Here is a 25,111-nt window from a genome sequence, read left to right as displayed (position 1 = left end):
TAACGACGACGCCAATTCTTGAAGTTCACCGAGTATACGCCTAGCATGCCCACTTCTCATTTTCAAATCCAATTTTCCAAATCATTTGAGGATGTTGCTATGATTTACGCGAATTTGGGATAAGAATTGACAAATTCTTATCCCAAATTCGGTGAAATTATAGATTGCCTACGGTCTCCTCGCTAATAGACGTTTTATAGACGCATATGTCTATTAGCGAGCGAACGTACGTGAGCGTGGCAATCCATGAAGCTTGTCATATCGAAACAATCAGATTTGAGACGACTCTGCATCTGATTGTTAAATTAATATTTTGCTAAAAACATGATTTTAATCTTTTAAAATCATGTTTTTAGCTTTAGAAAGGTTTAAAATAGACCTCTTTCGAAACTCGCTTGTGCTGAGGGATTTGAAGGAGACGCTTCACCTCGAACCGCAGCGTACTCTAATTCCGTTACGGATTCGAGTGCCGCATCATTGTCCAAATCACCAGCAGAAGTAGAGTTTCGAAAGAAGTCTAATGCATTCGCGTTAGCCGCTTTAAGAATGCATTTTCCTTGAGTATATCTTATCTTTAAATCAGCAGAGCATTAGTCACGAATCTAGTTAGTGTAGGTTGCAAGAATGTTTCTAATTCTTTACTGACTTCATCAATATTATCTATTTTTTTACCGTCACGGCTTAATGTCATCTCACCAGAATTAACATGCTGCATGACAGATTCAATTATTTGCTTATTATCATGCTTACCGTCCATATATTGCAGAGCAAATTTTTCAAAAAGGTTAATAGCTACCACCTCATGTCTTTGGTTTGTTACCCACATATTGGGTGTATGAGCTACCTGATATGCGATCAGCTTTGATGCTTTAGGTTTATTAAGATCTACTTCTTTTCGAGTTACCTGTAACGTTATATTAATATATCCTTGCAATACTAATTTCATGGCATTAGCTAAGAACTCAGCCTTTATTTCATTCAATTTTGTTCCATGTAATTTTTTATTGCTACTCACGGCAATTTTATCAAAACTCATTGGGTTATTGATATTCTCAGAGAAAGTATAGAGTATTGCTTTCATATAAGGAGAAGATGTTGATAAACTACTATCCTTATTACCATTATAAAAAAACTTCTCTGTTTCAAGTGAATTAAGATCTATATCAACAAGAGGCTTTTCTGGTACTATATTAAATGTCATATTAAATTTATTAATATCCTCATTATTGATAGATCTATTTAATTTAACACTATTATGGCAAAGTAAGGTTGATCTAAATCGACGATTGGTAATGAAATCCATATATTGTTCGGTTCTAACAATATCATTTATCGCTTGTAATTTTTCCACCACTTTTGCCGGCATATTTCCTAAATACATGCTAGCTATACTACAATCAGACAGATATTGTAGATTATTTTTTTTAGCCTCATCCATAAATTCATGAAAATAATATTGTACATTATCTTCTTCTAGATGGTCATGACGCAAATAATGGTCATTTTGTTTGGCAAGCAAACTGGCTTCAGATTTTAACACTTGAGCATAAGGAGAGTCGGAAGTTTCCAAGCTATCCTTAACAAATTCAAGTAACAATCTAGATTGAGCAATTTTATCTTGAATATTATTAAATGTATTTGAGTGATAAAGCATCATATCTCTTATGGTACGAACCATATTCCAACCAGGTAGTGTATTATAACTAATATACGCGATTCCATTCTCTGATAAATTTTTACTACTTACTTCAAAAATCTTATCCTGAACAAATTTTGGTACCCAAGAGATTACTCCATGAGTAATTATGTAATCAAATTTACCAAATGATTCATCAATATCTGTAATAGAACAATGTCGGAATTCTATATTTTTAAGAGCTAATCCTTCTTTATGTTTATTAGCCTCATCTATTTGCACTTTAGATAGATCAACTCCAACAAAATGTGCTTTAGGATAATTAACAGCATGAGGTATTAAATTCCCGCCTGCAGCACATCCTAGCTCTAGAATTCGTGCAGTTTCAATTGCTGTTGGTTTCATCCCAAATAAAACAGCAAGTGTCCATAGGTGATATGGATTGGTTAAGGCGTACGGATAACTTTCGTAAGGCACTTCATCGTATGTATTATGAGGTGCTGAGGTGAGTTCTAAATTAGTGGTCATATATTCTCCATAACGTAAAACAAAACAAGGATAACACCGTATTTTGTTGTCAATTCTTTAAATTTTTACTAGTATAACCGCAAGTATCGATATAAGAATTATTAATTCTTATATCGATACTTGCTTTGTTATAAGGAAAAATGTACTCTTGAAGCGGTTCTACGAGTGCATTTTAACTTTTTTCATCATTCAATATGTGATTTTAATTATTAAAATCACATATTGAATGGAGTATTATATTTTAACAATCAGGTGGGCAGCCGCTTCAAACCTGATTGTTTCTATATATAACACTGAATTCGATGTAACTTGTTACATCGAATTCAGGTTAGTATACACTAAAAAATTCAATACACTAATAGTCTTCTTGCATTAAATTGGTAACTTATAAGTAAACCCTATACCAAATTCTCCAACCCCTATGGTCTTTTTAATAGGAGGGGCTGGTATAAATTGCTGGGTTTTCATATCCAGAGTAGCATAGTTAATCTTTATTGAATGAGCAGCTTGTAATTTTACTGCTGCATCAATGCTAAAATTGCTAGATAACTCCTTAGAAAATCCAAGACCCACTTGCCAAGCAAAACAATTACTACGAGTTGTTTTAATTCTAAAATACTCTACATTCATTAAATCCCAACGAGAAGAAGCCGAGTTAACTTTTACCCGTGCCACCCCAGCACCTAATATAACAAAAGGAGTTATTTCCTGCACTTTATCGAGATCATATACTAAATTAATCATATATATATTGGAAATTACCTTAGTGTTCCCTGGAGTTTGTGGTATAATTAGAGAGGGAGCTAGTTCTTTTTGTGGTAAAACATAATGTAGTCGGTATTTTGGTTGGTGTGTTACCGAAAGCTCAATTGCCATTTGCGGATAGAAGCTGTAACCAATCTTACCGCTATACATCTTAGACCTTTTTAAAGTAAAACCACTACCTGAACTATGACGGAACTTTTTCACTACTGGTTCTACTATACCAGCTTCAGTACCAATATAAAAAAATCTTTGATCAGCTGTAATCTCATCTGCCTGAGCATTCACAAAAACTAAGAAACATATATAAGTTGTAAATAATATTTTTTGTAATTTTATCATTAGTATTTTATACTTATTGAAAGCGTGGATTATATAATTATCTATAGGCAGGTCAATATAAAAAATTTTTTATTGTTGATTTTGGGAATTGGTATAAATATTTATCTTTTTCAAAAAAATATAATAAATTCCTAGTAATATTCTAATTTTTAGTTTAACTTGTATAGTGATTTAAAATATTATGGTTCTTATGGAAGAAGATATTAATTATTGGGACAACTCAAAGTATGCACCTTGTCAATATGCTACTAGGTTACTGGACAAATTACGTAAGATGAATGAGGAAGTAAATAGGCCAATAGATATTGATGAGGTTATAAAGGCTATTTATTACGCCAAGAAATATCATGGTAGCCAAATGCGGCAGTCAGGCGAGCCTTATTACTCTCATCCAATAGAGGTGGCTTATATGATCTCTGATTATCTTTTCCGCACTGACATTATTGTTACCAGCATATTACACGACACCATCGAAGACACTACACTTACCGAAAAAATGATTGCCTATATTTTTGGAGAGCAGGTTGCTAGTCAAGTAGAAGCTTTAAGTAGGAACAAACCCCACGGCAAGATTAGCTCAGCGGAAATTATGGAAATCTTATATAGACAAAAAAAATATGATGTGGCATTGATTAAATTATTTGATAGAAAGCATAATTTACAGACTATAGGAGTTAAATCGCCGGAGAAAATGAAGAAAATCATCAAGGAAACTATGGAAGAATTCATAATTATTGCTATGCATTTAAAAATACCAGCAATACTACAAAATTTAGTTGCATTATGTTATGAAAATTTATCTATACCACAGTTCGTCCAACATAATCTATATCAGACTTTTGTGGATAATTCCCAGCTTCTTTCTCCAATTTCTCAAAATGATATAAACCCACTATAAACCCTATGATTGTTGGCAATATTATTAGTAATAACCCCCAGTTTCCCAAATATTCTGTCAAATAAACAATCCCAAAAGAAGTAATAACATACATTAAGGCTCGTGATAAAGCAAATATGAAACTAACGGAAGTAAAGCGTTTAAAGACAGGAAAATGCCTATAAACAATTGATACTGCTGGAACAGGACCAATAATAAAAAACATAATAAATGATTGGATTAAAAGTAAATCAAAAGGAGTTTTAATATTATCCAATAAATATGGACAAAATAATACGAAAATAAACAATATGGAGGCTATTACTTTAAGAATTTTTAAAGGATAGATAATATAACTTAAATATGTTAGTAGGCATATACCCAACAATTGTATTATAGATACGATAAAATTTTGATGAATAACTTGCTCAGCACTATAACCAAAAGAAACTTTAAGGATACTAGCACAATGAACATAAGCAAAATAAAAGCAGAAGGGCCATGTACAATCCATTAAAAACAAAGCAAGTAATGTATTAGGGTTAACTCAATGATAGGTAAGCCACTAGTTTGACTAGTGAGACCATCAAGGCTTGGCCTTTAGATTTAGTATAAAATAAAAAGTTATCATATATAACTTCTTTGGCTTGACGGTCAAAGGAGAAAATATATGACAACATACGAAAGTTTAAATCATTCTAAATGGGATTGCAAATATCATATTGTGTTTATTCCAAAGTGTCGTAAAAAAGAATTGTACGGGAAGGTTAGAAAATATCTTGGGAACGTATTCCATGAGTTAGCTTTTCAACGTGGGAGAAAGATCATAGAGGGGCATATGGTACAAGATCATGTGCATATGCTCATCAAGATTCCTCCTAAATATTCTGTAGCTGAAGTAATACCAATTGCAATAATTAACACGGTGTATTTATCCAGTCTCTATACATAATTGATTTTACTAAATCTACATTATGAGCAAATTGATTCCAAGCGTAACAAGCCATAGTGACGATATCTTCATATACACCATAACATTGGTTAGACAAGAAATGATTTTTGATCCATGCCCAAACTTGTTCCATTGCATTAAGTTCCGGTGCATAGGGCGGAAGCGGTATCAAAGTGATATTGCTTGGCACAGTTAGTTTTTTGGCTGTGTGCCAACCTGCATTATCCGTTAGTAAAGCTATATGTCGGTTGCCTTGAATACTGCGAGAAAGGTCTTCTAAGAATTTATTCATTGCCTGTGTATTTGCATATGGTAAAATTAATGCAAAAGCTTCTCCTGTATCATGGCAAGCAGCTCCATAAATATATGTTGAAATGAATTGCTGTTGCCGAACTTTACGGGGTCTAGTGCCACGCTTAGCCCATATACGAGTTAAGCTACCTTGTTGCCCAACTCGAGTTTCATCCTGAGACCATATATCAACTTTACATCTATCGATATTTTTTGATAATAATTCTGTTAGCATGTCTGGGAAGTTTTTTTATATGTATTTTGAGTCTCTTGATTTGACTTTGGATGCATTGAACGAGAAGTAATCCAGCTAAAACCAAGGCGGTGCATAGTATTGTAGACTGTTTTTAAAGTACATTTAGCACCATATTCCTCAAGTAACATGATATGTAGCTCCTTTCCAGTTATATACCCACCAGTTTTACTTTCACTGAGCGTATTGATTTTATCAAAAAGAGCAGACTCTTGTATAGTGTTAATCTTCCTAGGGGCACCGCTTCTTTGTGATTCAAATAATCCTTCAAAACCATGATTCCTAAATCTTCTGAGCCATGATTGCACAGTTTTCCAGTGTGACTTCACTATTTCAGATATGGCTTTAAAAGATTTGCCTAATTGAAGGTAATACATCGCCAATAAACGTATACGATTTCGACCATGCGGCTCATGTTTCATCATTTTTATAAAATCATGACCATGAAAACCTTGCGGTAATATTAACCTAGCCATTTGAGTACCTTTATCAGTTAAAAACCCATTTTACACCACTGCGTTAATTATTGCAATTGGTATTATTAAGGAAAAGATTTATCCTGAAGTTGGTGGAAGAGAGAAATTAGAACAAAGTAAATTATCGCGTCAGTCATTTAAACAAGCTCGCAGAGAATCAGAATATAAACATTTACGCTCCCTTTATGTACATGGCTATCGCAAAGAGATATTTTTAATACTAGGCAACTTAAGATTAAGAGCAAATAGTAGTAATTTAATTCTAGAAGCTATTAACTTTATCATAAAACACCAAAATGATGATGCTTATAAGGCTGAGTATTATCCAACGGATTGCGGGGTTATTACTCAAGGGCTTATTTCATCATTAGATTTAAAGGTTATACAACACTCTAAAGGAAAAATTAATAGGCTGTATTATGAGATTGCGATATTAGGTTTACTAAAAAAAGAACTAAGGTGTAAAAATATTTGGACTGAGAGTGCGTTTAATACCAATTGCAATAATTAACGCAGTGGTGTAAAATGGGTTTTTAACTGATAAAGGTACTCAAATGGCTAGGTTAATATTACCGCAAGGTTTTCATGGTCATGATTTTATAAAAATGATGAAACATGAGCCGCATGGTCGAAATCGTATACGTTTATTGGCGATGTATTACCTTCAATTAGGCAAATCTTTTAAAGCCATATCTGAAATAGTGAAGTCACACTGGAAAACTGTGCAATCATGGCTCAGAAGATTTAGGAATCATGGTTTTGAAGGATTATTTGAATCACAAAGAAGCGGTGCCCCTAGGAAGATTAACACTATACAAGAGTCTACTCTTTTTGATAAAATCAATACGCTCAGTGAAAGTAAAACTGGTGGGTATATAACTGGAAAGGAGCTACATATCATGTTACTTGAGGAATATGGTGCTAAATGTACTTTAAAAACAGTCTACAATACTATGCACCGCCTTGGTTTTAGCTGGATTACTTCTCGTTCAATGCATCCAAAGTCAAATCAAGAGACTCAAAATACATATAAAAAAACTTCCCAGACATGCTAACAGAATTATTACCAAAAAATATCGATAGATGTAAAGTTGATATATGGTCTCAGGATGAAACTCGAGTTGGGCAACAAGGTAGCTTAACTCGTATATGGGCTAAGCGTGGCACTAGACCCCGTAAAGTTCGGCAACAGCAATTCATTTCAACATATATTTATGGAGCTGCTTGCCATGATACAGGAGAAGCTTTTGCATTAATTTTACCATATGCAAATACACAGGCAATGAATAAATTCTTAGAAGACCTTTCTCGCAGTATTCAAGGCAACCGACATATAGCTTTACTAACGGATAATGCAGGTTGGCACACAGCCAAAAAACTAACTGTGCCAAGCAATATCACTTTGATACCGCTTCCGTCCTATGCACCGGAACTTAATGCAATGGAACAAGTTTGGGAATGGATCAAAAATCATTTCTTGTCTAACCAATGTTATGGTGTATATGAAGATATCGTCACTATGGCTTGTTACGCTTGGAATCAATTTGCTCATAATGTAGATTTAGTAAAATCAATTATGTATAGAGACTGGATAAATACACCGTGTTAATTATTGCAATTGGTATAATAGGCTATATCAAGGGGAAAAGTGCTATAGCCGTTGCTAGGCAGTTTGGTGGACGAAAACGTAATTTTAATGGAGAAAAGTTGTGGGCTAGAGGTTATGCGGTCTCAACTGTAGGATTTGAAGAGAATCAGATCAAACACTACATTAAGAATCAAGAGCAACTTGATAGTTTAGGCTCTGACGAATCAGGAGAATTTTAATTAACAATGGCAGCCCTTTGGGCTGCTCATAACCGTCAAGCCCCTCGCTTTGCGAGGGCGTTCTGACTTTTTCTTTATAAATTGGATTATTTTGCACATTTGTTTTATCTATGTTTATCTTATCTGAAGTCATATCTAAAATTTTTTTTAAATGACGTTTAGCATCAACAAATTCTGGAGTCTCTCTAAGAGTTGTCCTAGCTATAGACCCAACTAAGGCAATGCCAGCCCCAATCCAAAAGGCAATACGCCAATTAAACCCATTTTCAGTAACCAAACAGCCAATAGCTAAAGCCGCCATCCCCCCTAAACTACAAGAAAGTGTAACTAATGAAACAGCTGGATATTGTATAGGAGGTTTTGTTATTTCAGTAATATAGAGTTCTGCTCCTATTGTTTCCCCTAGGGAAGACATGCTTTGAACAATACGACATATAGTAACGAACCAAGAAGCAGTAACACCTATTTGAGCATAAGTTGGTAAATTAGCCATGGTAATACAAGAAATAGCCATCATAGAAGTTGTGATGATAACAGTGGATTTACGTCCTATATTATCACCTAACCAACCAAAAATTAATGCACCGATGGGACGAAAAATATAGATAGAACAAAAGGCAGATGCTGTGATAAGGGAAGTAGTAAAAGGATCATATTTCGGAAAAAAAAGCTCATTAAGAAGTACAGCCATATGAACATAAAGCATCAGGTCAAAATATTCTAAGAACGTGCCAATTGAGAGTAATCCAATAGCTTCTTTCTGTTGTTTAGTTAGGGTGGTCTGAGTATATATAACCCTACCATCTGCTCGTACAAATTTGCTCATATATAATTATAATTTGTTTACATTAACTAATAATTCCATAATTTGTTCAAATTGCAATAGATATTCTTGTTGTTTATCAAGATCTTTTAATTTTAAATTATTGCTCATTTGTTCATTATCGCCAACAAAAATAGCATATTTAGCCTTTTGTAGATTAGCTCGTACCATTCTTTTAGCTATTTTGCCGTTAGTATCTAAGGTAACAGGAATATTTTTTTGACGCAATTGATTTGTTAAAATTAAGCAATATTCTAAATTATTGTCGCTAATGGGAAAGACAAATACTGGTCTTGGTTTAGATATGTGGTACTCTCTCATTAGGCTAAGGCGTTCAATTCCAGCAGCAAAGCCAATGGCTTTTACTTCAGGACCTCCCATAAGTTTGCTCAGCCCATCATAACGACCACCAGCAAGAACTGTCGACTGACTACCAAACTGACTACCAAGGTTGCTAGTAGTAAACTCAAAAGCTGTATGACAATAATAGTCAAGTCCCCTTACTAATCTTGGATTAATGATATATTTTACATTGAGTAAATCTAAGTATTTTAGCAAATCGTCAAAATATTTTGCAGCATCACTACTATAATAGCATGACATTAGCGGACTATTTGCAACTATTTTTTTATCATGCTCATCTTTCGAATCTAATATACGCATTGGATTCTTGATAAGCCGCTTTTGGCTATCTTCTGATAATTCTGACTTATAATCATTGAAATATTCTACCAACTTTTGTTGGTAGACAGCACGAGTTGTAGTACAACCCAGTGAGTTTATTTCTAAAGTTGTATTTTGATCTATTTCTAAAGCTTGAAGGATATCTAATGCAAGCTTAATCGTTTCGGCATCGGTGCTAGGTCCTTCTCCACCAATATACTCAAAATTTATTTGATGGAACTGTCTTTGTCTTCCAGCTTGTGGTCGGTCGTAACGAAACACTGGACCGTTTGAAAAAAATTTAATAGGTAATGTTTGTTGCAGATTATTAGATATAAAAGCCCTGATAATGCCAGCCGTAAACTCCGGTCTAAGAGAGATATGATTAGCACTTTTATCAAGAAAACTATATATTTCCTTACTTATTACATCAGAAGTCTCTCCAAGTGTACGATCAAAGACTTTAGTATATTCAATTATAGGTGTACTTATGGCTTGATAACCATAAAGCCCGCCTATATGTTTGGCTGTGTTTATTATGTAATCGTGAATTAGGTAATCCTCAGGTAGTAGGTCTTTCATACCACGTAAAGATTGTAATTTATCACTCATACAAATTAGACCTCTCGTTTTATGAAAAATGACCTAAAAATATATAGGACAAACATTGCCACAAACCAGTATATTAGCACTTTCCCGGCAGTCATTAAATTAAACTCACCATCAACTATTTGTATAACTAGTAAATATAGACAAGCTACTAAAACAAATGGTATAATGATAAATGCAGCAGGACATTTAAACGGTCTTGTTGCACCCGGCATTTTTATTCTAAATAACATAACTATTATAGCAACTGCCGTATAATCTATTAAAGCTCCCATAGATGATAGCTGAACAAGAATTGCAGTTGGACAAAATCCTCCTAATATAGCAGCAAGGGCAGAAAATAGTAAGATAGTAATATATGGACTATCATATTTAGGATGTAGTTTGGCAAAACTTTTAGGTAGTAACCCATCTCGGGCAATTACATAAAAGATACGAGACGTACCATAAATATTCATCATTAATACTGTGGTCATACCAGCGACAGCACCAGTAGCAACAATGGCAGAACCAATATTACTGTTATTTAGGCTCAGTGCATAAGCAAGTGGTTGATCATTATTAAGTTGATCAAAAGATGCTATGCCAGTAGCCAACCCAGCTATTATAACATATACTATTGTTGAAATTACCAGTGACCCAATAATTCCGATCATTAAATCACGGTTGGGGTTTTTACATTCTTCAGCTGTAGCGGCTATCGTACCAAAACCTGTCATAGCAATAAATAGGATAGACGCACCAACTAGCATATTATTAAAGCCGAAAGGTAAAAAATTCTGCCAATTTGTAGCATTAAAATGTGGTGTAGCATATATGATAAAAGCAAAGATAGCTGCCATTTTTATAAATACTAATATAGCATTGAGTCTTTTACTATCTTTTGTTCCTAAATATAAAATAAAAGAAATAAATACTACAATAAGAAAAGCTGGTAAATTTATCATGCCACCATTGGCGGGTACAGCAGTTAAAGTCTTAGGTAAATATATTCCGCCTGCTGACAATATTGCCTGAACATATCCAGACCAACCGGCTGCAACAGCACCAGCAGCAAAACCAAGTTCTAGTACAATGACGCTACCAATTAACCAAGCAAATATTTCCCCAAAAGCTACGTAAGCATAGGTATATACACTACCCGAAGTAGGTAACATTGTAGCAAGCTCTGTATATGCAAGGGCAACGAATATACATGTTATCCCGGCAATAGCATATGATAGCATGACGGCAGGACCAGAATATGTGGCAGCGACTATACCAGTCATTACAAATACACCTGTGCCTATTATAGCACCAAGCCCTAGTAGCACTAAGTCAAATGCTCCTAGGGTTTTGCTAAGACCACTAGTCTTACCTAGTTCTTTTATTGATTCAAAACTTTTCCTCGTTAAAAAACTCATTAATTCCTCCGATTTTAAATAGTAGAAAACCCTAGAAGGGTGTATTACTACAGTTGTAGTATCGTATCACTAGACTATCAGTAGTAAAAACGATGTCACCTCTGCGTAGGTAGGGGGTCTAAAATAACCTGCAAAGGCTATTAGATATTATAGATTCCCGCCTACGCGGGAATGGCATACTAGTGATCCACGTGGGCAAAGCCTCGCAGGGACAACATTGTGAGTAACTACAACTGTAGTGCTAAGATTACTTATTTTATAAAAATAGACTTTTTTGAAATTGGATCTATACAATCTCTCTAGTAATCCATCCTCCTCCAAGGACTCGATCATTATCATATATGACACAAGCTTGACCAGGAGTTACAGCTTTCTCTGCAGAGATTAATTTTACTTTAATTTCTGTATTACTCATTTTACTAATCTTGGCAAAGGTAGCAGGACGAGTAGAGCGAATCTTAACTTGCACATCAATTTCCTCTTGTGCAAGCATTTCTCTGCCTAGCCAATTAACATCCTTAATAGTAAATTCGGTAGAATCTAATACCGAATCTGGACCAACATATACAATTTTTGTATTAGGGTCAATTCTTACTACATAAAGTGGCTCATGAAAAGCTATTCCAAGCCCACGACGTTGACCTACAGTATAGTTTATTATACCATTATGTGTCCCAAGTTCAAAGCCGTCTACATGAATTATTTTACCTTTCTCATTAGCGTTGGTTCGTATCTTACTAATTACCTTCCTATAATCCCCATCTGGCACAAAACAAATATCTTGGCTATCAGGCTTATCTGCGACGCCTAAATTAAATCTAGTAGCAATATTTCTTGTTTGCTCTTTACTTAATTCTCCCAAGGGAAAAGATAGATAATTTAGTTGTTCTAAGGTAGTTGCAAACAAAAAATAGCTTTGATCCTTGGTTATATCAATACCAGTATGTAATTCTGCCCCATCGATACCTTCGATTTTTCGCACATAATGACCGGTAGCAAGACAGTCTGCCCCTAAATCTTTTGCTACTTTTAATAAGTCTTTAAATTTAACTGACTGATTACATTTTACGCAGGGCAGGGGGGTTTCGCCTCTAATATAACTATCAGCAAAGTCATCAATTACTGATTCTTTAAATTTAGACTCATAGTCTAAGATATAATGCGGAATGTTTAACTTATCTGCTACCATTCTTGCATCGTAAATGTCCTGCCCAGCACAACAGGCATTTCTTTTCTTGGTAGCTATACCGTGATCATATAATTGTAAAGTTATACCAATGACTTTATGGCCTTGTTCATGGAGCATAGCAGCTACTACTGAGCTATCAACCCCACCAGACATTGCAACTACTATCGTAGATGGATTGTTTATTCTATTATTCATTGTATTGCTAGCCTAGCTAACCTGAATTCAATGTAACAAGTTACATCGAATTCAGGGATACATATAGAAACAATCAGGTTTGAAGCGGTTCTTCACCTGATTGTTAAATATTAATTTGCTAAAAACATGATTTTGAAAGATTAAAATTATTAGCTTTAGAAAGGCTTAAAATGCATTCGTAAAACCGCTTTAAGAATGCATTTTTCCTTATAACAAGCCAATTCGGGATAAGAATTAACTAATTCTTATCCCGAATTTAGGTTAGCTAAACGAAACATTACATTATAATAACTTTACAGTTAAATGCAATAGGCTTTTTTGAAATTTTTGGATATTCTAGATTCATAGAATTATAGCTGAAATCTTTTAATAGAATACTCATTTAACGGTTGCCAAAATAAACGATTAAACAATACCACAAATAGAGCCATAATGCCCATACCTAAAACTATTTTATTAAAATCAGCCTTTATTGTCATTTCAGCTATATAACTTCCAATACCGCTTGCTGCTATTTTCTGATCACCAAAATTAATAATTTCTGCCACGATACTAGCATTCCATGCCCCCCCTGATGCAGTTATTGCTCCTGTTATAAAATATGGGGTAATTGCTGGTAACATTACTTTGAACCACCAATTCCAACCACTAACTCTGAAAATTTTTGTGGCATCTTTAAGATCATTGGGAATAGTTGATGCTCCTACTATAACATTAAATAATATATACCATTGAGCTCCCATAATCATCAAAGGACTAAGCCAAATATTAGGGTTTAAATCGTAACGAGTAATAATTATAAAGACAATTGGAAATAATAAGTTTGCTGGAAAAGCTGCAAAAAATTGTGCTAGTGGTTGTACAATAGCTGTTACTCTAGGATTTAGTCCAACATATATACCAATCGGTACCCATATAATTGCCGCAAGAATTATAAGTACTACCACACGTAACATAGTAATTGATGCTAAAACAAATACATTCAATAGCTCAGACCCACCAATATCGTAATGCAAGAAATGATATATGTAATAGGCTGAAAAACATGCTATGCCGCCCAGCATAGTATACCATAAATAATCGCTCCACGAAGGATTATTGGAAAAATTATTTGACGAACTTGAATTTATTTCGCTATAACGATTAAGTATGGGGAGATAAAGTATAAATTTTGCAATATAAGCAATAGGGGAGAATAATTTATGAATAATCAAACTTCTTTGAAATAAATTGAATGCCCAAGAGTGCGGCACATTGTTACCTGCGTTCATTTCATAACGAAATCTATCAGACCATGCCACTAGAGGTCTAAGTAGCAATTGATCATATAATATAATCACCAGTGACATTGACATAATTGCTGAGCTAATTGCATAAAGATTTTTCTGCGTAATTGCTAAAGCAATATATGATCCTATTCCAGGCAAGGTTATATGGGTATTGCCAACTGTGATAACCTCTGAAGCTACTACGAAAAACCACCCACTAGATATTGATACTACAATATTCCAAACTAATCCTGGCACTGCATATGGAACGCTGACCTGCCAAAATTGCCTCCATTTTGACATTCTAAAAATATATGCTGCATCATGCAATTCTTGAGGGATATTCTTAAGCGAATAATAAAAACTAAATGTCATGTTCCAAACTTGCGATGTAAAAATGGCAAATATTGCTGCACATTCAGCTCCCATAATACTTGACGGGAAAAGAGCTAAAAAAACTGTAACTGTAAAAGAAATATATCCAAGAATAGGAAGAGATTGAAGAATATCTAGTAACGGAATTAATATTTGTTCACATTTCTTGCTTTTAACAGCTAGGCTGGCATAAATAAAAGTAAAAATTAATGAGATAATTACCGCAATTAGCATCCTCAAAAGCGTTCTAAGAGAATACTGCAAAAGATTACTATACTCTAGAGTTACTGGTTGTTGCTCTAATACAGCTATTGGTGCTGCCATCTGCTTTAAACCCCAAGCAATAAAGATAAGGATGCTAGCGATTATCAAAAATGTTAACAAGTTGAAGATAAAATTGGACTGAGTTTTTTTTGAATATTTTATAAAATATCTCATTGAATTTAACCTTAACTTAAGTAGCTTCTACATAATTCCTACTTGCTATACACTGCCATGAATTGTATACTCGGTGAACTTCAAGAATTGGCGTTGTCGTGTCTAAAGATCTCCGCTGCTCACGTACTAATGTACGCTCCGCTGCTCGACTTTGACACTCCTAGCTCTTCTTGAAGTTGACCTTCGTCTACCAACTCTTCATTTACGAGCAGTATAGCCTTCAGAAAAAAACTTGATTATCGAATTAAACATTTTTGAGTTAACTATATCTAAATCAGAATTTGTTATCACTTTTTGCCATGGTACTATACAAGCCATCTTCTTTCTTAATTATATCATACTCTCTTTGAGCTATTGAATCGATGAAGTAGACATTACCTGATATACCAGTATACGGAGTTTTGCCATTAATAGCTGCTAAAAATCGTTCTTCGCTAAAGTTGCTACCTATATATTTTGATGTTATCCTTCCTAGATCATAAGCTACAGTATGCATGAAAGACAAATGATTAATACCTATATTCTTAGCCCTTTCTATTATATTACTATTAACAATATTCAATGAACCAGTGTAGATAATATCTACCGGTTCAGAACGATCAATATCAATTCTGTTATCACCTATTATAATTGCTTTTTTATCTAAATTATGCTTATGAATACTATCAAAAAGCAAATCTAAATTTTTACCATCATCTGACAGATAAATTACAGGTTTAGTTGCCGTATCCTCCATTTCATTTAAATTATCAACGCTATTTGAGACAGTTAAAACCGCCTTTTCTATTGATTCCGGTATATTAGCATAAAATTCACTCCGCACTAAGGTAGAATTTTTTTGAATTAGTATATTTTGGATAAGTTGGTTTATAGCTTGTGCATGACTGCCTGAAGGTAAAAGTGCAATGAAATTTTTATAATCATTATCGGCAAAGTAATTAATTATTTTTGTGAGCTGCTTTGACGGAGCATGACCAAATACAAAAAGTTTTTTGTCTGCCAATACAGGATTATTAGACATGGTAATGATAATAATATCATGTGCTTTAGCTTTATTGGCAATTATAGAAGTAAGATTTGAATATAATGGTCCGAGAATAATTTTTGTTTTACGTAGTAGTATTTTATCCATTGCAGCAAGTACCTGCTTTTCATTAGAACCATCATAAGAAGTAACATGAACATAAGTTTTTAAGCCATCTTCTAGACCCATTTTAATTAATTGGTTGTATTGCTTACCTAATGTAGAATGTTCTCCTGTTAGGGGCATTAAAATAGCCACTTCTAGAGTTTCCTGAGCAACTTCTTTTGACCTAGGAACAACAGTCTCCTTATTAGATTGGCAAGAAAATAAAGAGACAAGACATATGAATGATAAGGTAGCCTTTAAAAATTTTTGTGCATAAGTCAATCTAGTTGGTGATGTTGTCGTCGGAATTTGCCTGCGTTCCTCACGTACGTCTATGTACGCTGCGGTACTCGGCTTCGTTTCTTCTAAAAATCCCTCAACTATCTTTGACTTATGCAGGAGGGCTAATCTAGCTGGTGATTTTGTCGTTGGAACTTGCCCTAGTACCTTACGTACATTTGAGTACGCAGCTCGACTTGACTTCATTTCTCCTAAAAATCTTTCAACTATCTTTGACTTATGCAGGAAGTCTTTTATACTGCTCATAATGCTTACTTATAGGATTAAATTATGATCTTTAAACCAGGGCTATACATTGTCTCAACACCTATTGGTAACCTAGATGATATAACACTCCGGGCTTTAGAAACGTTAAAAAATTCTACAATTATACTGTGTGAGGATACTAGAATATCAAGAAAATTACTAGCAAAACATAATATAAAGACTAAGTTACAAGTATATAATGATCATAGTGATTATCAAGAAAGAGAATTTATCCGCACATTAATTGATAATGGAGCAATAGTTAGCCTAATATCCGATGCTGGAACACCGTTAATTGCTGATCCTGGTTATAAACTAGTAAGGGATTTAAGGAAACTGAATTATCACATAGATGTAGTGCCGGGCGTTTCGGCATTAACTACCTCTATAACCATTTCTGGATTACCATCAGATCGCTTTTTATTTGCTGGATTCTTACCAAAAACTACAGAAGGTAAAAAGAAGATTTTTACAGAATTATCTAATATAAAAGCAACTTTGATTTTTTTTGAAACTGCTAGCAGAATAGAACAATCGCTACATACAGCTTTTACTGTTTTTGGTAATAGGGAGGTATGTGTAGCACGAGAACTTACTAAATTTTATCAAGAAGTAAAGTCTGGGTTAATAGAAGATGTGCTAAATTTCTATAACTCGAATATTATCAAGGGCGAAATAGTACTGCTAATTTCTAGTGCTTCTGAACCTCATAAAGCTCTTCTTGCAGATGACTTAAAAAAATTTATAGATTTATACTTATCTAAAGGATGGAGTGCAAAAAGTGTCACAGATATAGCTAATGAAAATTTTGGAAGAAGCTACAGCAAAAAAGAAATATATTCTATAGTTAATAAAATCAAGAATTCAAGTGATTAATAACACTTAGATAGAACCACTTGGGAATTAGGACAGGAGATAAGAAATATATTAGTATTGTCGGTATCATATATAAAATTGCTATGCCATTAATATATAAAATAATTCCTTATAAAGGAGCATGTACGGCAGATGATCAAATTGCAGTAATATCGAAATTTATAGAGGAATTTGGTAAGGAAAAGATAGAGGGAATATTAGGAGATAGGGAATTTTATAAAATGTTTATTTACAGTATATGCAATGGCAATAAAAATAGGAGCAATTGGAGAGCAAGAGCAACCGATAAAAATGAAGAAAACGCTAGGATGTAGGAGTTATTCTGTACTACAGTTAGGTATAAGATCAATTAAACAAGCTTATAGTCGTTCTAAGCAATTTTTTGATTCCTTAATCATAAAATTGTTTAAGTTACACTTTGTGCAACCAACCTAACCTTTTTGTCCAGTAGTGTGACTACATATACGCTCCGCTTGCTCACCATTCATTTTCAAATCCAATTCTTCAAATCATTTGAGTATAGTACGTGAGCACCGCAGATATTAGATAATGACGACGCAATTCTTGATTTTCATCGAGTATATCGTCTACCAACTCTTCATTTACGAGCAGTATACACCTTCTCTACACGTCATATATGGGCTTCGTCCATATATGACGCTGTGGTATAGGTATTTGTAAACTTTCAACAGTTGTGCTTCGCATACACAGACGATTGTTATAGAGCAAAAGCAAATTTTGACAACAAAATTACCAAAAAAAATCAGTTCGTAACACTCCCATTTCTTGCAGTACATATAAGCACATTACCATCAACTTGCACTATGCGGAGTATATCTCCTTTATGTACTGATTTTATAGTATCTTTGCTGAGTTTAGCATTCATAATAGTTCCTGACCACAATACCTGTCCTGTTTCCCCTACTAGAAGTTCATTACTGTATACCACTACTTCCTTACCAACCATATCAGAATATTCGTACTTATCATATTTCTTGTAAACATAAAATTTTAGCGGATACCATAAGGTAATCAGCCACATAAAAGAAGCAAAGCCAAAAATTATATACTGGTATTTTAAAAGACCCGGGTAATTGTTTAATATTATTGCAGTAGATACTCCACCTAGACCCAAAAATAAAAAACCAACATTTGGAATGTTAGCAAATTCTATAATTATACAAATAACGCCAGCGATCAGCCACCACTCTACTATTGAAATTTCAGATAGGATCATAGGATACCTTCTATAGATAAATGATTTCACCGAATTTGGGATAAGAATTGACAAATTCTTATCCCGAATTCGCGTACATCAAACCTCAATTTTGGATTAAAATTTTTAATTTTAATCCAAAACTGGCTATAATATCAGAAGAATGCATTCTTGAAGTGCTTCTACGAATGCATTTTAATCTATTATCGCTAATAATCTTATTTTTATTGGTATAAAAATAAGATTATTAGCAAATGAAATATTTAACAATCAGGCGTCAAACCGCTTTAAGCCTGATTGTTTACTTTCTCATTCCAATTTCGGATTAATGAAATTAATCCGAAATTGAGGTATCAAGGGAGAATTTAGTCATGAACAAATGTCTTTAAAAACATTATAACATTAGCTATATCTTGAGGTTTATTTAAACCAGCAAAAGTCATCTTTGTACCAGGTATATATTGACTAGGTTTATGCAAAAAATGAAATAAACTTTCTTCATTCCAAATTCCCCCTTTGCTGGATAAAGCACTTGAATATTTATAATTCTCTGCTTTAGCTTTTTCTGCCCCAACGATATTCCATAGATGTGGTCCAACCTTATTAGCTTTATTCTTATCAAGAGAATGGCACATTAGGCATTTTTTTGCTATCTCCCTTCCTGCTTCAGCATTAGCAGTTTTCATCAATTCTTCTATATTCACTGGTGCTTCTACAGTAGCTTTAGAGTCAAGGTCACTATGAGAATCTTCTGTTACTTCTACACTATAACCTCGAGATTCAGGATGTAAAACAGGCTTATACAAAATATTTGTTATAAACCCTACCATCATTGCAATTAAACTGGCTAACAAAATAGAAGCGGCAATTTTATTTAACTCTATTCCAGACATATTTAGGTCGTCTCCGTAGAGAGAATATGTATTATCTTAGAACCATTTTTATATTGGAGCGGGTGAAGGGATTCGAACCCTCGACTTCGACCTTGGCAAGGTAGCGCTCTACCCCTGAGCTACACCCGCTTTTAAAAGGCTCACTTATATAAAAACAACTCATGAATATAAGGAAATACTGTAAAAAGATCAAGAAGAAATAACATCAAAAGAAATTTAATTTTAATCGTAGATACTTTTAATTAGGTATCCTATAGAAATGTAGAAAATCCTTGCTTAAAATAACTAAATCCACTAGTAATTATTACTTTTATCATGGAGCAAATATATGGGGCAAAAAAATAATCCTAATAACACTTTACTAGAAAAGCAAATAAATAATATTAATTATGATGATTTCCCTTATGAAAGTTTTCCTTTTATTTATACAAGACCGGAACATTTAAGAACTATTGGCCTATTATTTAACATGAAACCTCCTGCTATAGATACTGCTAGGATACTTGATATTGGTTGTGCTGAAGGTGGCAATATGATTGATTTTGCTGAAAGTTACCCAAAATCTTATTCTTTAGGAATTGATTTGTCAAAGGTCCAAATTGTTAATGGCATGGAAATAATTAAGAGTTTAGGTCTTAAAAATATTGAACTAAAACACTTATCTATACTAAATCTTGATGAGTCAGTTGGTAAGTTTGATTATATAATTTGCCATGGAGTAATCTCGTGGGTGTCTACTATAGTTAAGGACAAGATTTTTGAAATTTGCAATAAATTATTAAACCCTAACGGTATTGTCTTTATTAGTTATAATACTCTACCAGGCTGGAATATGCAAAAAACTATCAGAGATATGATGATGTTTCACAGTAGCACCTTTACTGACAACCATAGTAAAATACAACAAGCTAAATTATTATTAGATTTTGTTACTGATTCTTTAGAAGGTTCAGATAATTCTTATTCTAAATTCTTACAACACGAAACTAAACTTCTTAAAACTACAAATGATTCATATTTACTACATGAATATCTTGGAGAAGAAAATACAGCTTTTTATTTCAATGAATTTATAAGTACAGCTAGAAAACATAATTTAAATTACCTTGGGGATTCTACACTCTCTGCGATGTTTGTCGGTAATTTACCTGCCAAGGCTGCAGAGCAATTACAAGCGATAAATGATATTGTTAGAACCGAACAATATATGGATTTTATCACTAATCGTAAATTTAGGACTACTTTGTTATGCCACAATAATGTCACTATAAATAGGACAATTGAACCAAGTAAGTTAAGTGATTTTTATACTACTTTTAATATTATACCAGTCATGTCTGAAAACGAAGTGGATATGAATAATACAGTAGAAAGTTTGGGATTTCATTATAATAATTCAGAATCCCCTAATATTTCGACGTCCTCTCCTATAATAAAGGCAGTTTTCTATGTTTATGCTGATAATATTGGTAATCCTTTGACTTTGGATCAAATTTGTAAATTGGCTATGAAAAAATTAGAAAAATTACAGCTTAAAGATATTAGAGAAGAATTAGATTCTGTAATTATAAAACTAGTGTTACAAGGGTACGTACAAATATTTGCAACAAGACCTCAGTCAATATATGACATTTCGTCCAAACCAAAAGTAAGCGATTTAGCAAGATATCAAGCCCAAAAATTAGACTCAACTAATTTGTTTGTGACAAATCGAGTTAATGCTGTTGTTCCATTGCAATTACATGAAAAACATATTATTGAACTATTAGATGGACACAACTCTATACAACAGATTGAAGAAAAAATATTTGAAAAATTTGCTGCTGGAGTATTAGTGGCATCTAATGAAAATGGTAAGATAAGCGACGAAAACCTTTTAAAGCCATTTATTAGTCACTATGTAGATGTTTGCTTGCAAAAATGCAAAATGAATTATTTATTAATTGGGTAAAGTGATGTTAGTTGAAAAAATTAAGACCAAAGTTGGTCATGAAGAGATAAATGTGATTATCGAGATTCCAATGCAAGATAGTCCTATAAAATATGAGATGGATAAGGAATCAGGAGCAATATTTGTTGATAGGTTTATGCAAACCGCTATGTTTTACCCATGTAATTATGGGTTTATTCCGCACACCTTATCAGAGGATGGAGACCCGGTAGATGTATTGGTTGTATCACATTATCCTGTCATACCTAGCTCTGTGATTAGGTCACGCCCTATTGGTGTTTTAATGATGGAAGATGAATCTGGATTGGATGAAAAAATTATCGCTGTACCTAGCTCTAAGCTAGATATTACTTTTGATTCAATAAAAGATTTAGATGATCTTTGTCCGATGTTGAAACAACGTATAGTACATTTTTTTGAACATTATAAAAATCTAGAAAAAGGTAAGTGGGTGAAGGTAACTGGCTGGGAAAATGCTCAAAAAGCTAAGGAGTTGATTAATGAAGGTATATTAAGGGTATCTACTAAGATAGAAAATCAATAATTGGCATTTGCTTTATGACCGAAAACGATAAGGTGAAGAACAGTGCTTACATGATATCGAGGCAGCTTAAATGAAAGGCGAAGGATATACATTATTTCGTTCTGGAATTATAGTATCTGTCTTTACTTTAATCTCCCGTATATTTGGTTTGGCTCGCGAATTATTCATTGCTTCATTATTTGGTGCTGGTACTATTGCTGATAGTGTTAATGTTGCTTTTAAATTACCCAACCTATTTAGGCGTATTTTTGGGGAAGGGGCACTTTCAGTCGTTTTTGTACCTATTTTTAATACAAAACTCATAGAATCTCGAGAAGCAGCACGCCATTTCACTGGAATTATCTTTACTATTTTACTTATTACTTTAGTAAGTGTAGTAGTGTTAATGCAGGTTTTCATGCCATCATTAATGTTCATCATTGCTCCTGGTTTTCATGAAGATATAGACAAGTTTAATTTGACAGTTATTTTGTGTCGCATTACCATGCCATATTTAATTTTTATCTCGGTAAGTGCTTTACTAGGGGGAATTTTAAATTCAGTAAAAAGATTTGCAGCTTTTGCTTTTTCTCCGATCATTTTAAGTATTACTGTTATAATTACAACAGTAATATTACAAGAACATATATCTACTCCTATATCGATTAGTTTATCTTTGTTGATTGCTGGGTTATTACAAATTATCTTTATGTTTTTTTGTGTAATTAGGGTTGGTTTATCATTCCCACTAGTTTTTGACCCATGTAATAAAGATGTAAAAAAGTTTTTGTTTGGTATGGGTCCAGCGACTATTAGCTCTGGATTTCAGCAACTTAACTTATTTATCTCGCAATCAATAGCTAGCTTCATCGAAGGGACAATTTCAATATTATCCTATGCAGATAGAATATACCAATTTCCTTTATCTATAATAGGGGTAACTTTTGGTACGATATTATTACCAGAATTATCAAAAACATACCAAATGAATGATTTAGAAAAAGCGGCAAGGATTCAAAATAATGCTATTAAAGTTGGACTTTTATTATCTTTGCCAGCTGCGTTTGGTATTATCGCTTTATCAGAATCAATCATTCATGTAATATATGAGCGTGGAGCTTTTACTTATGCTGATACAATTAAAACTGCTGAAGCTATTTCCGGTTTTGCCCTTGGTTTACCAGCTTTTATACTTGCCAAAATTTTGATGCCTATATTTTATGCTAATAGTGATACGAAAACTCCTTTAAAAATAACATTATATTCTCTTACTGTGAATACTATATTAAATATCGTTCTGATGAAACCATTTGGTCATCTTGGTATCGCTCTTGGCTGCTCTATTACCGCTTGGTATAATGTTTGGTTGTTATATATATATACAAAGAAATATGGTCATTCTTTCATTGATTCAAAATTATACTCTTTTTGTGGCAAGATTTTATTCAGCTGCGTAATAATGGTACTAGTAATTTGGGTGATTAAGCACTATTGTTCTGAATATTATTATTCCGAATTATTATTAGTAAAAACTTTTATGCTTGCAGCCACAATTTTAGCTGGAGCGATAACGTTTTTTCTAATGGTTTATTATTTTAAACTTTATCCAAAATAATTTAACCTTAGTTCTATGTAAGACATAGGTTAAATTGCTTCGGTGTCATTCCTACGAAAGCGGGGGGCTTTGCAAACGTGGATCAAAAACACCAACTATACAAGAATTATGCTCAATCTACTAACTCGTTACATCGATATTTGAGGTTAATTTATTAATGATGAAAACTGAATCTAATTATCAAGATTTTTTGAAAACTATAGCCATAATAACCATGGTGATAGATCATTTAGGGTTATACTTTTTCCCTGAATATGAAATAATGCGGGTTATCGGTCGTATTAGTATGCCGATTTTCTGCTTTTTTGTTGGCTATAATTTTCATAAAAAACCAAAAATTAAAATCCTTGTAGTCGGGGTTCTACTACATATTTTTACTACCATATTATTTAAGAAGTTCACCACAACTAACATACTTATTCCTATTTTTCTAGGTCAATGCTATCTTTATTGTTTTCAAAATAGCCTAAATAATTTTTTCTATAAGGGTTATTGTCACGTTGTCTTCCTTGGGGCTCTTTGGTTCTGCACTTGGTTTTTGGTTGATTATGGTACCATAGGTTTAGCTATCATGTTACTTGGCTATATAGCTAAACATGATCTAGGTAATCTTAGGCTTGCCCTTGCAATATCTATGATTTTGACTGTACTGCATACCATTGCTGTTTTTCCCTTGTCGTATATCTATGTACTTATAGTAGTTATATTTGGAGTTTTGCAATATATATTTATGGTTGCAAGAAATTTTGAGCAAAAAATTACTATAAATTTACGGATTATAAGCCATAATGCTTTATATATCTATGCTATACATCTAGCAATTTTACAATTTTTATTTTTCAAATTCTACTTATAGAATTGATAAATCAGTGAATAAACTGTGCTAAAATATCTATGTTTCAAAGAAAAATATAGAATCTACACATAATTGTCTTATCCCTTGTTGACAATTATTAAGAAAAAGAGTAACATGCTTGCTTGAGTTTAATAATTAACTCTTTAATAGCATGAAAACCTTGTATCTGTCAATTTATTTGGTTTAATTTCTACGGAAGAGTTGTGAATTAAGTTCGAATAAGTAACTCTATACTAAAAGGTTTTTATGGCTACTAAAGTAGGTAAGGTTAAATGGTTTAATACAACCAAAGGTTTCGGTTTCATCCAGCCAGACGATGGGGGTAGTGACGTTTTTGTTCACATCTCGGCTGTAGAGCGTGCCGGTATCCGTAATCTTAATGAAGGTCAAAGTGTTGGCTTTGATCTAGAAGATAATAAGGGGAAAATTTCTGCTGTTAATCTACAAATAAAATAATATTTATTTAAAACTACAAGCAACTACTCAAAATTTATGAGTGGTTATTAAACTAGTGAATTTTGGGTAGTATCATCTTTTTATACACTTCATGGATTATTTTTTGTAATTCAGTGTTTCACTGTAAGTTAAAGTTATAATTT

21 protein-coding genes, 1 tRNA gene and 3 pseudogenes are annotated in these 25,111 nt (G+C 33.3%); 12 read left to right on the top strand and 13 right to left on the bottom strand.

All coding sequences use genetic code 11. The features are described from left to right. Positions 1–574: 574 nt before the first annotated feature. A pseudogene (locus AAHM80_RS03840) lies at positions 575–2,131 on the bottom strand (methyltransferase regulatory domain-containing protein); the annotation flags it as partial. A 405-nt stretch (positions 2,132–2,536) separates the two neighbouring features. Then, positions 2,537–3,268: an outer membrane beta-barrel protein gene (locus AAHM80_RS03835; RefSeq protein WP_342260334.1), complete on the bottom strand. Its 732-nt coding sequence runs from the start codon at positions 3,266–3,268 to the stop codon at positions 2,537–2,539. Positions 3,269–3,458: 190 nt separating this feature from the next. Between AAHM80_RS03835 and AAHM80_RS03830 the strand changes: the two genes are divergently transcribed. Both AAHM80_RS03830 and tnpA read left to right on the top strand, forming a co-directional pair. Next, positions 3,459–4,166: an HD domain-containing protein gene (locus AAHM80_RS03830; RefSeq protein ID WP_342260333.1), complete on the top strand. Its 708-nt coding sequence runs from the start codon at positions 3,459–3,461 to the stop codon at positions 4,164–4,166. Between the two features lie 649 nt (positions 4,167–4,815). Next, a pseudogene (gene tnpA / locus AAHM80_RS03825) lies at positions 4,816–5,049 on the top strand (IS200/IS605 family transposase); the annotation flags it as partial. 13 nt (positions 5,050–5,062) lie between these two features. On the opposite strand, the gene AAHM80_RS03820 reads toward tnpA, so the two are convergent. Together AAHM80_RS03820 and AAHM80_RS03815 are read right to left on the bottom strand one after the other, a co-directional pair. Beyond that, complete coding sequence (locus AAHM80_RS03820; RefSeq protein WP_342259546.1) at positions 5,063–5,623, bottom strand: IS630 family transposase; 561 nt, start codon at positions 5,621–5,623, stop codon at positions 5,063–5,065. Continuing rightward, positions 5,617–6,117 (bottom strand): helix-turn-helix domain-containing protein, encoded by a 501-nt coding sequence (locus AAHM80_RS03815; protein WP_342259385.1) that lies wholly within the window; start codon positions 6,115–6,117, stop codon positions 5,617–5,619. The genes AAHM80_RS03820 and AAHM80_RS03815 overlap by 7 nt, the downstream gene beginning before the upstream one ends. Positions 6,118–6,671: 554 nt before the next feature. On the opposite strand from AAHM80_RS03815, the gene AAHM80_RS03810 reads away from it, so the two are divergent. The 3 genes and pseudogenes from AAHM80_RS03810 to AAHM80_RS03800 form a co-directional block, all read left to right on the top strand. Next, positions 6,672–7,172 carry a helix-turn-helix domain-containing protein gene (locus AAHM80_RS03810; protein WP_342259545.1) on the top strand — a complete coding sequence of 167 codons (501 nt, stop codon included), beginning with the start codon at positions 6,672–6,674 and terminating at the stop codon, positions 7,170–7,172. Further along, on the top strand, positions 7,166–7,726 hold the full coding sequence (locus tag AAHM80_RS03805) for an IS630 family transposase (RefSeq protein ID WP_342260331.1): 561 nt from the start codon (positions 7,166–7,168) through the stop codon (positions 7,724–7,726). Before AAHM80_RS03810 ends, AAHM80_RS03805 begins: the two co-directional genes overlap by 7 nt. 14 nt (positions 7,727–7,740) lie before the next feature. Then, positions 7,741–7,944, top strand: a pseudogene (locus AAHM80_RS03800) (transposase); the annotation flags it as partial. On the opposite strand, the gene AAHM80_RS03795 reads toward AAHM80_RS03800, so the two are convergent. The 6 genes from AAHM80_RS03795 to AAHM80_RS03770 all read right to left on the bottom strand — a co-directional run bounded on the left by AAHM80_RS03795 (position 7,889) and on the right by AAHM80_RS03770 (position 16,582). Beyond that, complete coding sequence (locus AAHM80_RS03795; protein ID WP_342260330.1) at positions 7,889–8,770, bottom strand: MFS transporter; 882 nt, start codon at positions 8,768–8,770, stop codon at positions 7,889–7,891. The pseudogene AAHM80_RS03800 and the gene AAHM80_RS03795 sit on opposite strands and share 56 nt — an antisense overlap. 6 nt (positions 8,771–8,776) lie before the next feature. Further along, positions 8,777–10,042, bottom strand: a complete 1,266-nt coding sequence (gene hisS, locus AAHM80_RS03790) for a histidine--tRNA ligase (RefSeq protein ID WP_342260329.1) — start codon at positions 10,040–10,042, stop codon at positions 8,777–8,779. A 5-nt stretch (positions 10,043–10,047) separates the two neighbouring features. Further along, complete coding sequence (locus tag AAHM80_RS03785; protein ID WP_342260328.1) at positions 10,048–11,442, bottom strand: amino acid permease; 1,395 nt, start codon at positions 11,440–11,442, stop codon at positions 10,048–10,050. Positions 11,443–11,728: 286 nt separating this feature from the next. Then, positions 11,729–12,826, bottom strand: coding sequence for a tRNA 2-thiouridine(34) synthase MnmA (gene mnmA, locus AAHM80_RS03780; RefSeq protein ID WP_342260327.1), 1,098 nt, complete (start codon positions 12,824–12,826; stop codon positions 11,729–11,731). Positions 12,827–13,176: 350 nt separating this feature from the next. Then, the gene (locus tag AAHM80_RS03775; protein WP_342260326.1) at positions 13,177–14,907 is read right to left on the bottom strand and encodes an ABC transporter permease; all 1,731 of its coding nucleotides are present in this window, start codon (positions 14,905–14,907) and stop codon (positions 13,177–13,179) included. Between the two features lie 274 nt (positions 14,908–15,181). Further along, complete coding sequence (locus AAHM80_RS03770) at positions 15,182–16,582, bottom strand: penicillin-binding protein activator (protein ID WP_342260325.1); 1,401 nt, start codon at positions 16,580–16,582, stop codon at positions 15,182–15,184. Between the two features lie 24 nt (positions 16,583–16,606). On the opposite strand from AAHM80_RS03770, the gene rsmI reads away from it, so the two are divergent. Both rsmI and AAHM80_RS03760 read left to right on the top strand, forming a co-directional pair. Beyond that, positions 16,607–17,458 carry a 16S rRNA (cytidine(1402)-2'-O)-methyltransferase gene (gene rsmI / locus AAHM80_RS03765; protein ID WP_341748393.1) on the top strand — a complete coding sequence of 284 codons (852 nt, stop codon included), beginning with the start codon at positions 16,607–16,609 and terminating at the stop codon, positions 17,456–17,458. An 83-nt stretch (positions 17,459–17,541) separates the two neighbouring features. Next, on the top strand, positions 17,542–17,772 hold the full coding sequence (locus AAHM80_RS03760; RefSeq protein WP_342260324.1) for a hypothetical protein: 231 nt from the start codon (positions 17,542–17,544) through the stop codon (positions 17,770–17,772). A 449-nt stretch (positions 17,773–18,221) separates the two neighbouring features. Here the strand turns inward: AAHM80_RS03760 and AAHM80_RS03755 are convergent, their stop codons facing one another. The 3 genes from AAHM80_RS03755 to AAHM80_RS03745 form a co-directional block, all read right to left on the bottom strand. After that, positions 18,222–18,695 (bottom strand): NfeD family protein, encoded by a 474-nt coding sequence (locus AAHM80_RS03755; protein ID WP_341751684.1) that lies wholly within the window; start codon positions 18,693–18,695, stop codon positions 18,222–18,224. A 344-nt stretch (positions 18,696–19,039) separates the two neighbouring features. Beyond that, positions 19,040–19,567, bottom strand: coding sequence for a c-type cytochrome (locus AAHM80_RS03750; RefSeq protein WP_342260323.1), 528 nt, complete (start codon positions 19,565–19,567; stop codon positions 19,040–19,042). A gap of 54 nt (positions 19,568–19,621) precedes the next feature. Further along, positions 19,622–19,696: transfer RNA gene (locus tag AAHM80_RS03745), tRNA-Gly, on the bottom strand. Between the two features lie 199 nt (positions 19,697–19,895). Between AAHM80_RS03745 and AAHM80_RS03740 the strand changes: the two genes are divergently transcribed. The 5 genes from AAHM80_RS03740 (at position 19,896) to AAHM80_RS03720 (ending at position 24,968) form a co-directional block, all read left to right on the top strand. Further along, positions 19,896–21,518 (top strand): class I SAM-dependent methyltransferase, encoded by a 1,623-nt coding sequence (locus tag AAHM80_RS03740; protein WP_342260322.1) that lies wholly within the window; start codon positions 19,896–19,898, stop codon positions 21,516–21,518. Positions 21,519–21,522: 4 nt separating this feature from the next. Further along, the gene (ppa, locus tag AAHM80_RS03735; RefSeq protein WP_341748398.1) at positions 21,523–22,062 is read left to right on the top strand and encodes an inorganic diphosphatase; all 540 of its coding nucleotides are present in this window, start codon (positions 21,523–21,525) and stop codon (positions 22,060–22,062) included. A 70-nt stretch (positions 22,063–22,132) separates the two neighbouring features. Further along, positions 22,133–23,656, top strand: a complete 1,524-nt coding sequence (gene murJ, locus AAHM80_RS03730; protein ID WP_342260321.1) for a murein biosynthesis integral membrane protein MurJ — start codon at positions 22,133–22,135, stop codon at positions 23,654–23,656. Positions 23,657–23,813: 157 nt separating this feature from the next. After that, complete coding sequence (locus AAHM80_RS03725) at positions 23,814–24,512, top strand: TraX family protein (protein ID WP_342260320.1); 699 nt, start codon at positions 23,814–23,816, stop codon at positions 24,510–24,512. Between the two features lie 246 nt (positions 24,513–24,758). Beyond that, a complete protein-coding gene (locus AAHM80_RS03720; RefSeq protein ID WP_341751689.1) occupies positions 24,759–24,968 on the top strand; it encodes a cold-shock protein in 210 nt (69 codons plus the stop codon). Positions 24,969–25,111 lie beyond the last annotated feature (143 nt).

The organism is Candidatus Tisiphia endosymbiont of Metellina segmentata, assembly GCF_964030715.1.
Classification (GTDB): domain Bacteria; phylum Pseudomonadota; class Alphaproteobacteria; order Rickettsiales; family Rickettsiaceae; genus Tisiphia.
The sequence above is the reverse complement of the archived record's forward strand: the minus strand, read 5'-3'. Positions and strand labels throughout refer to the sequence as shown.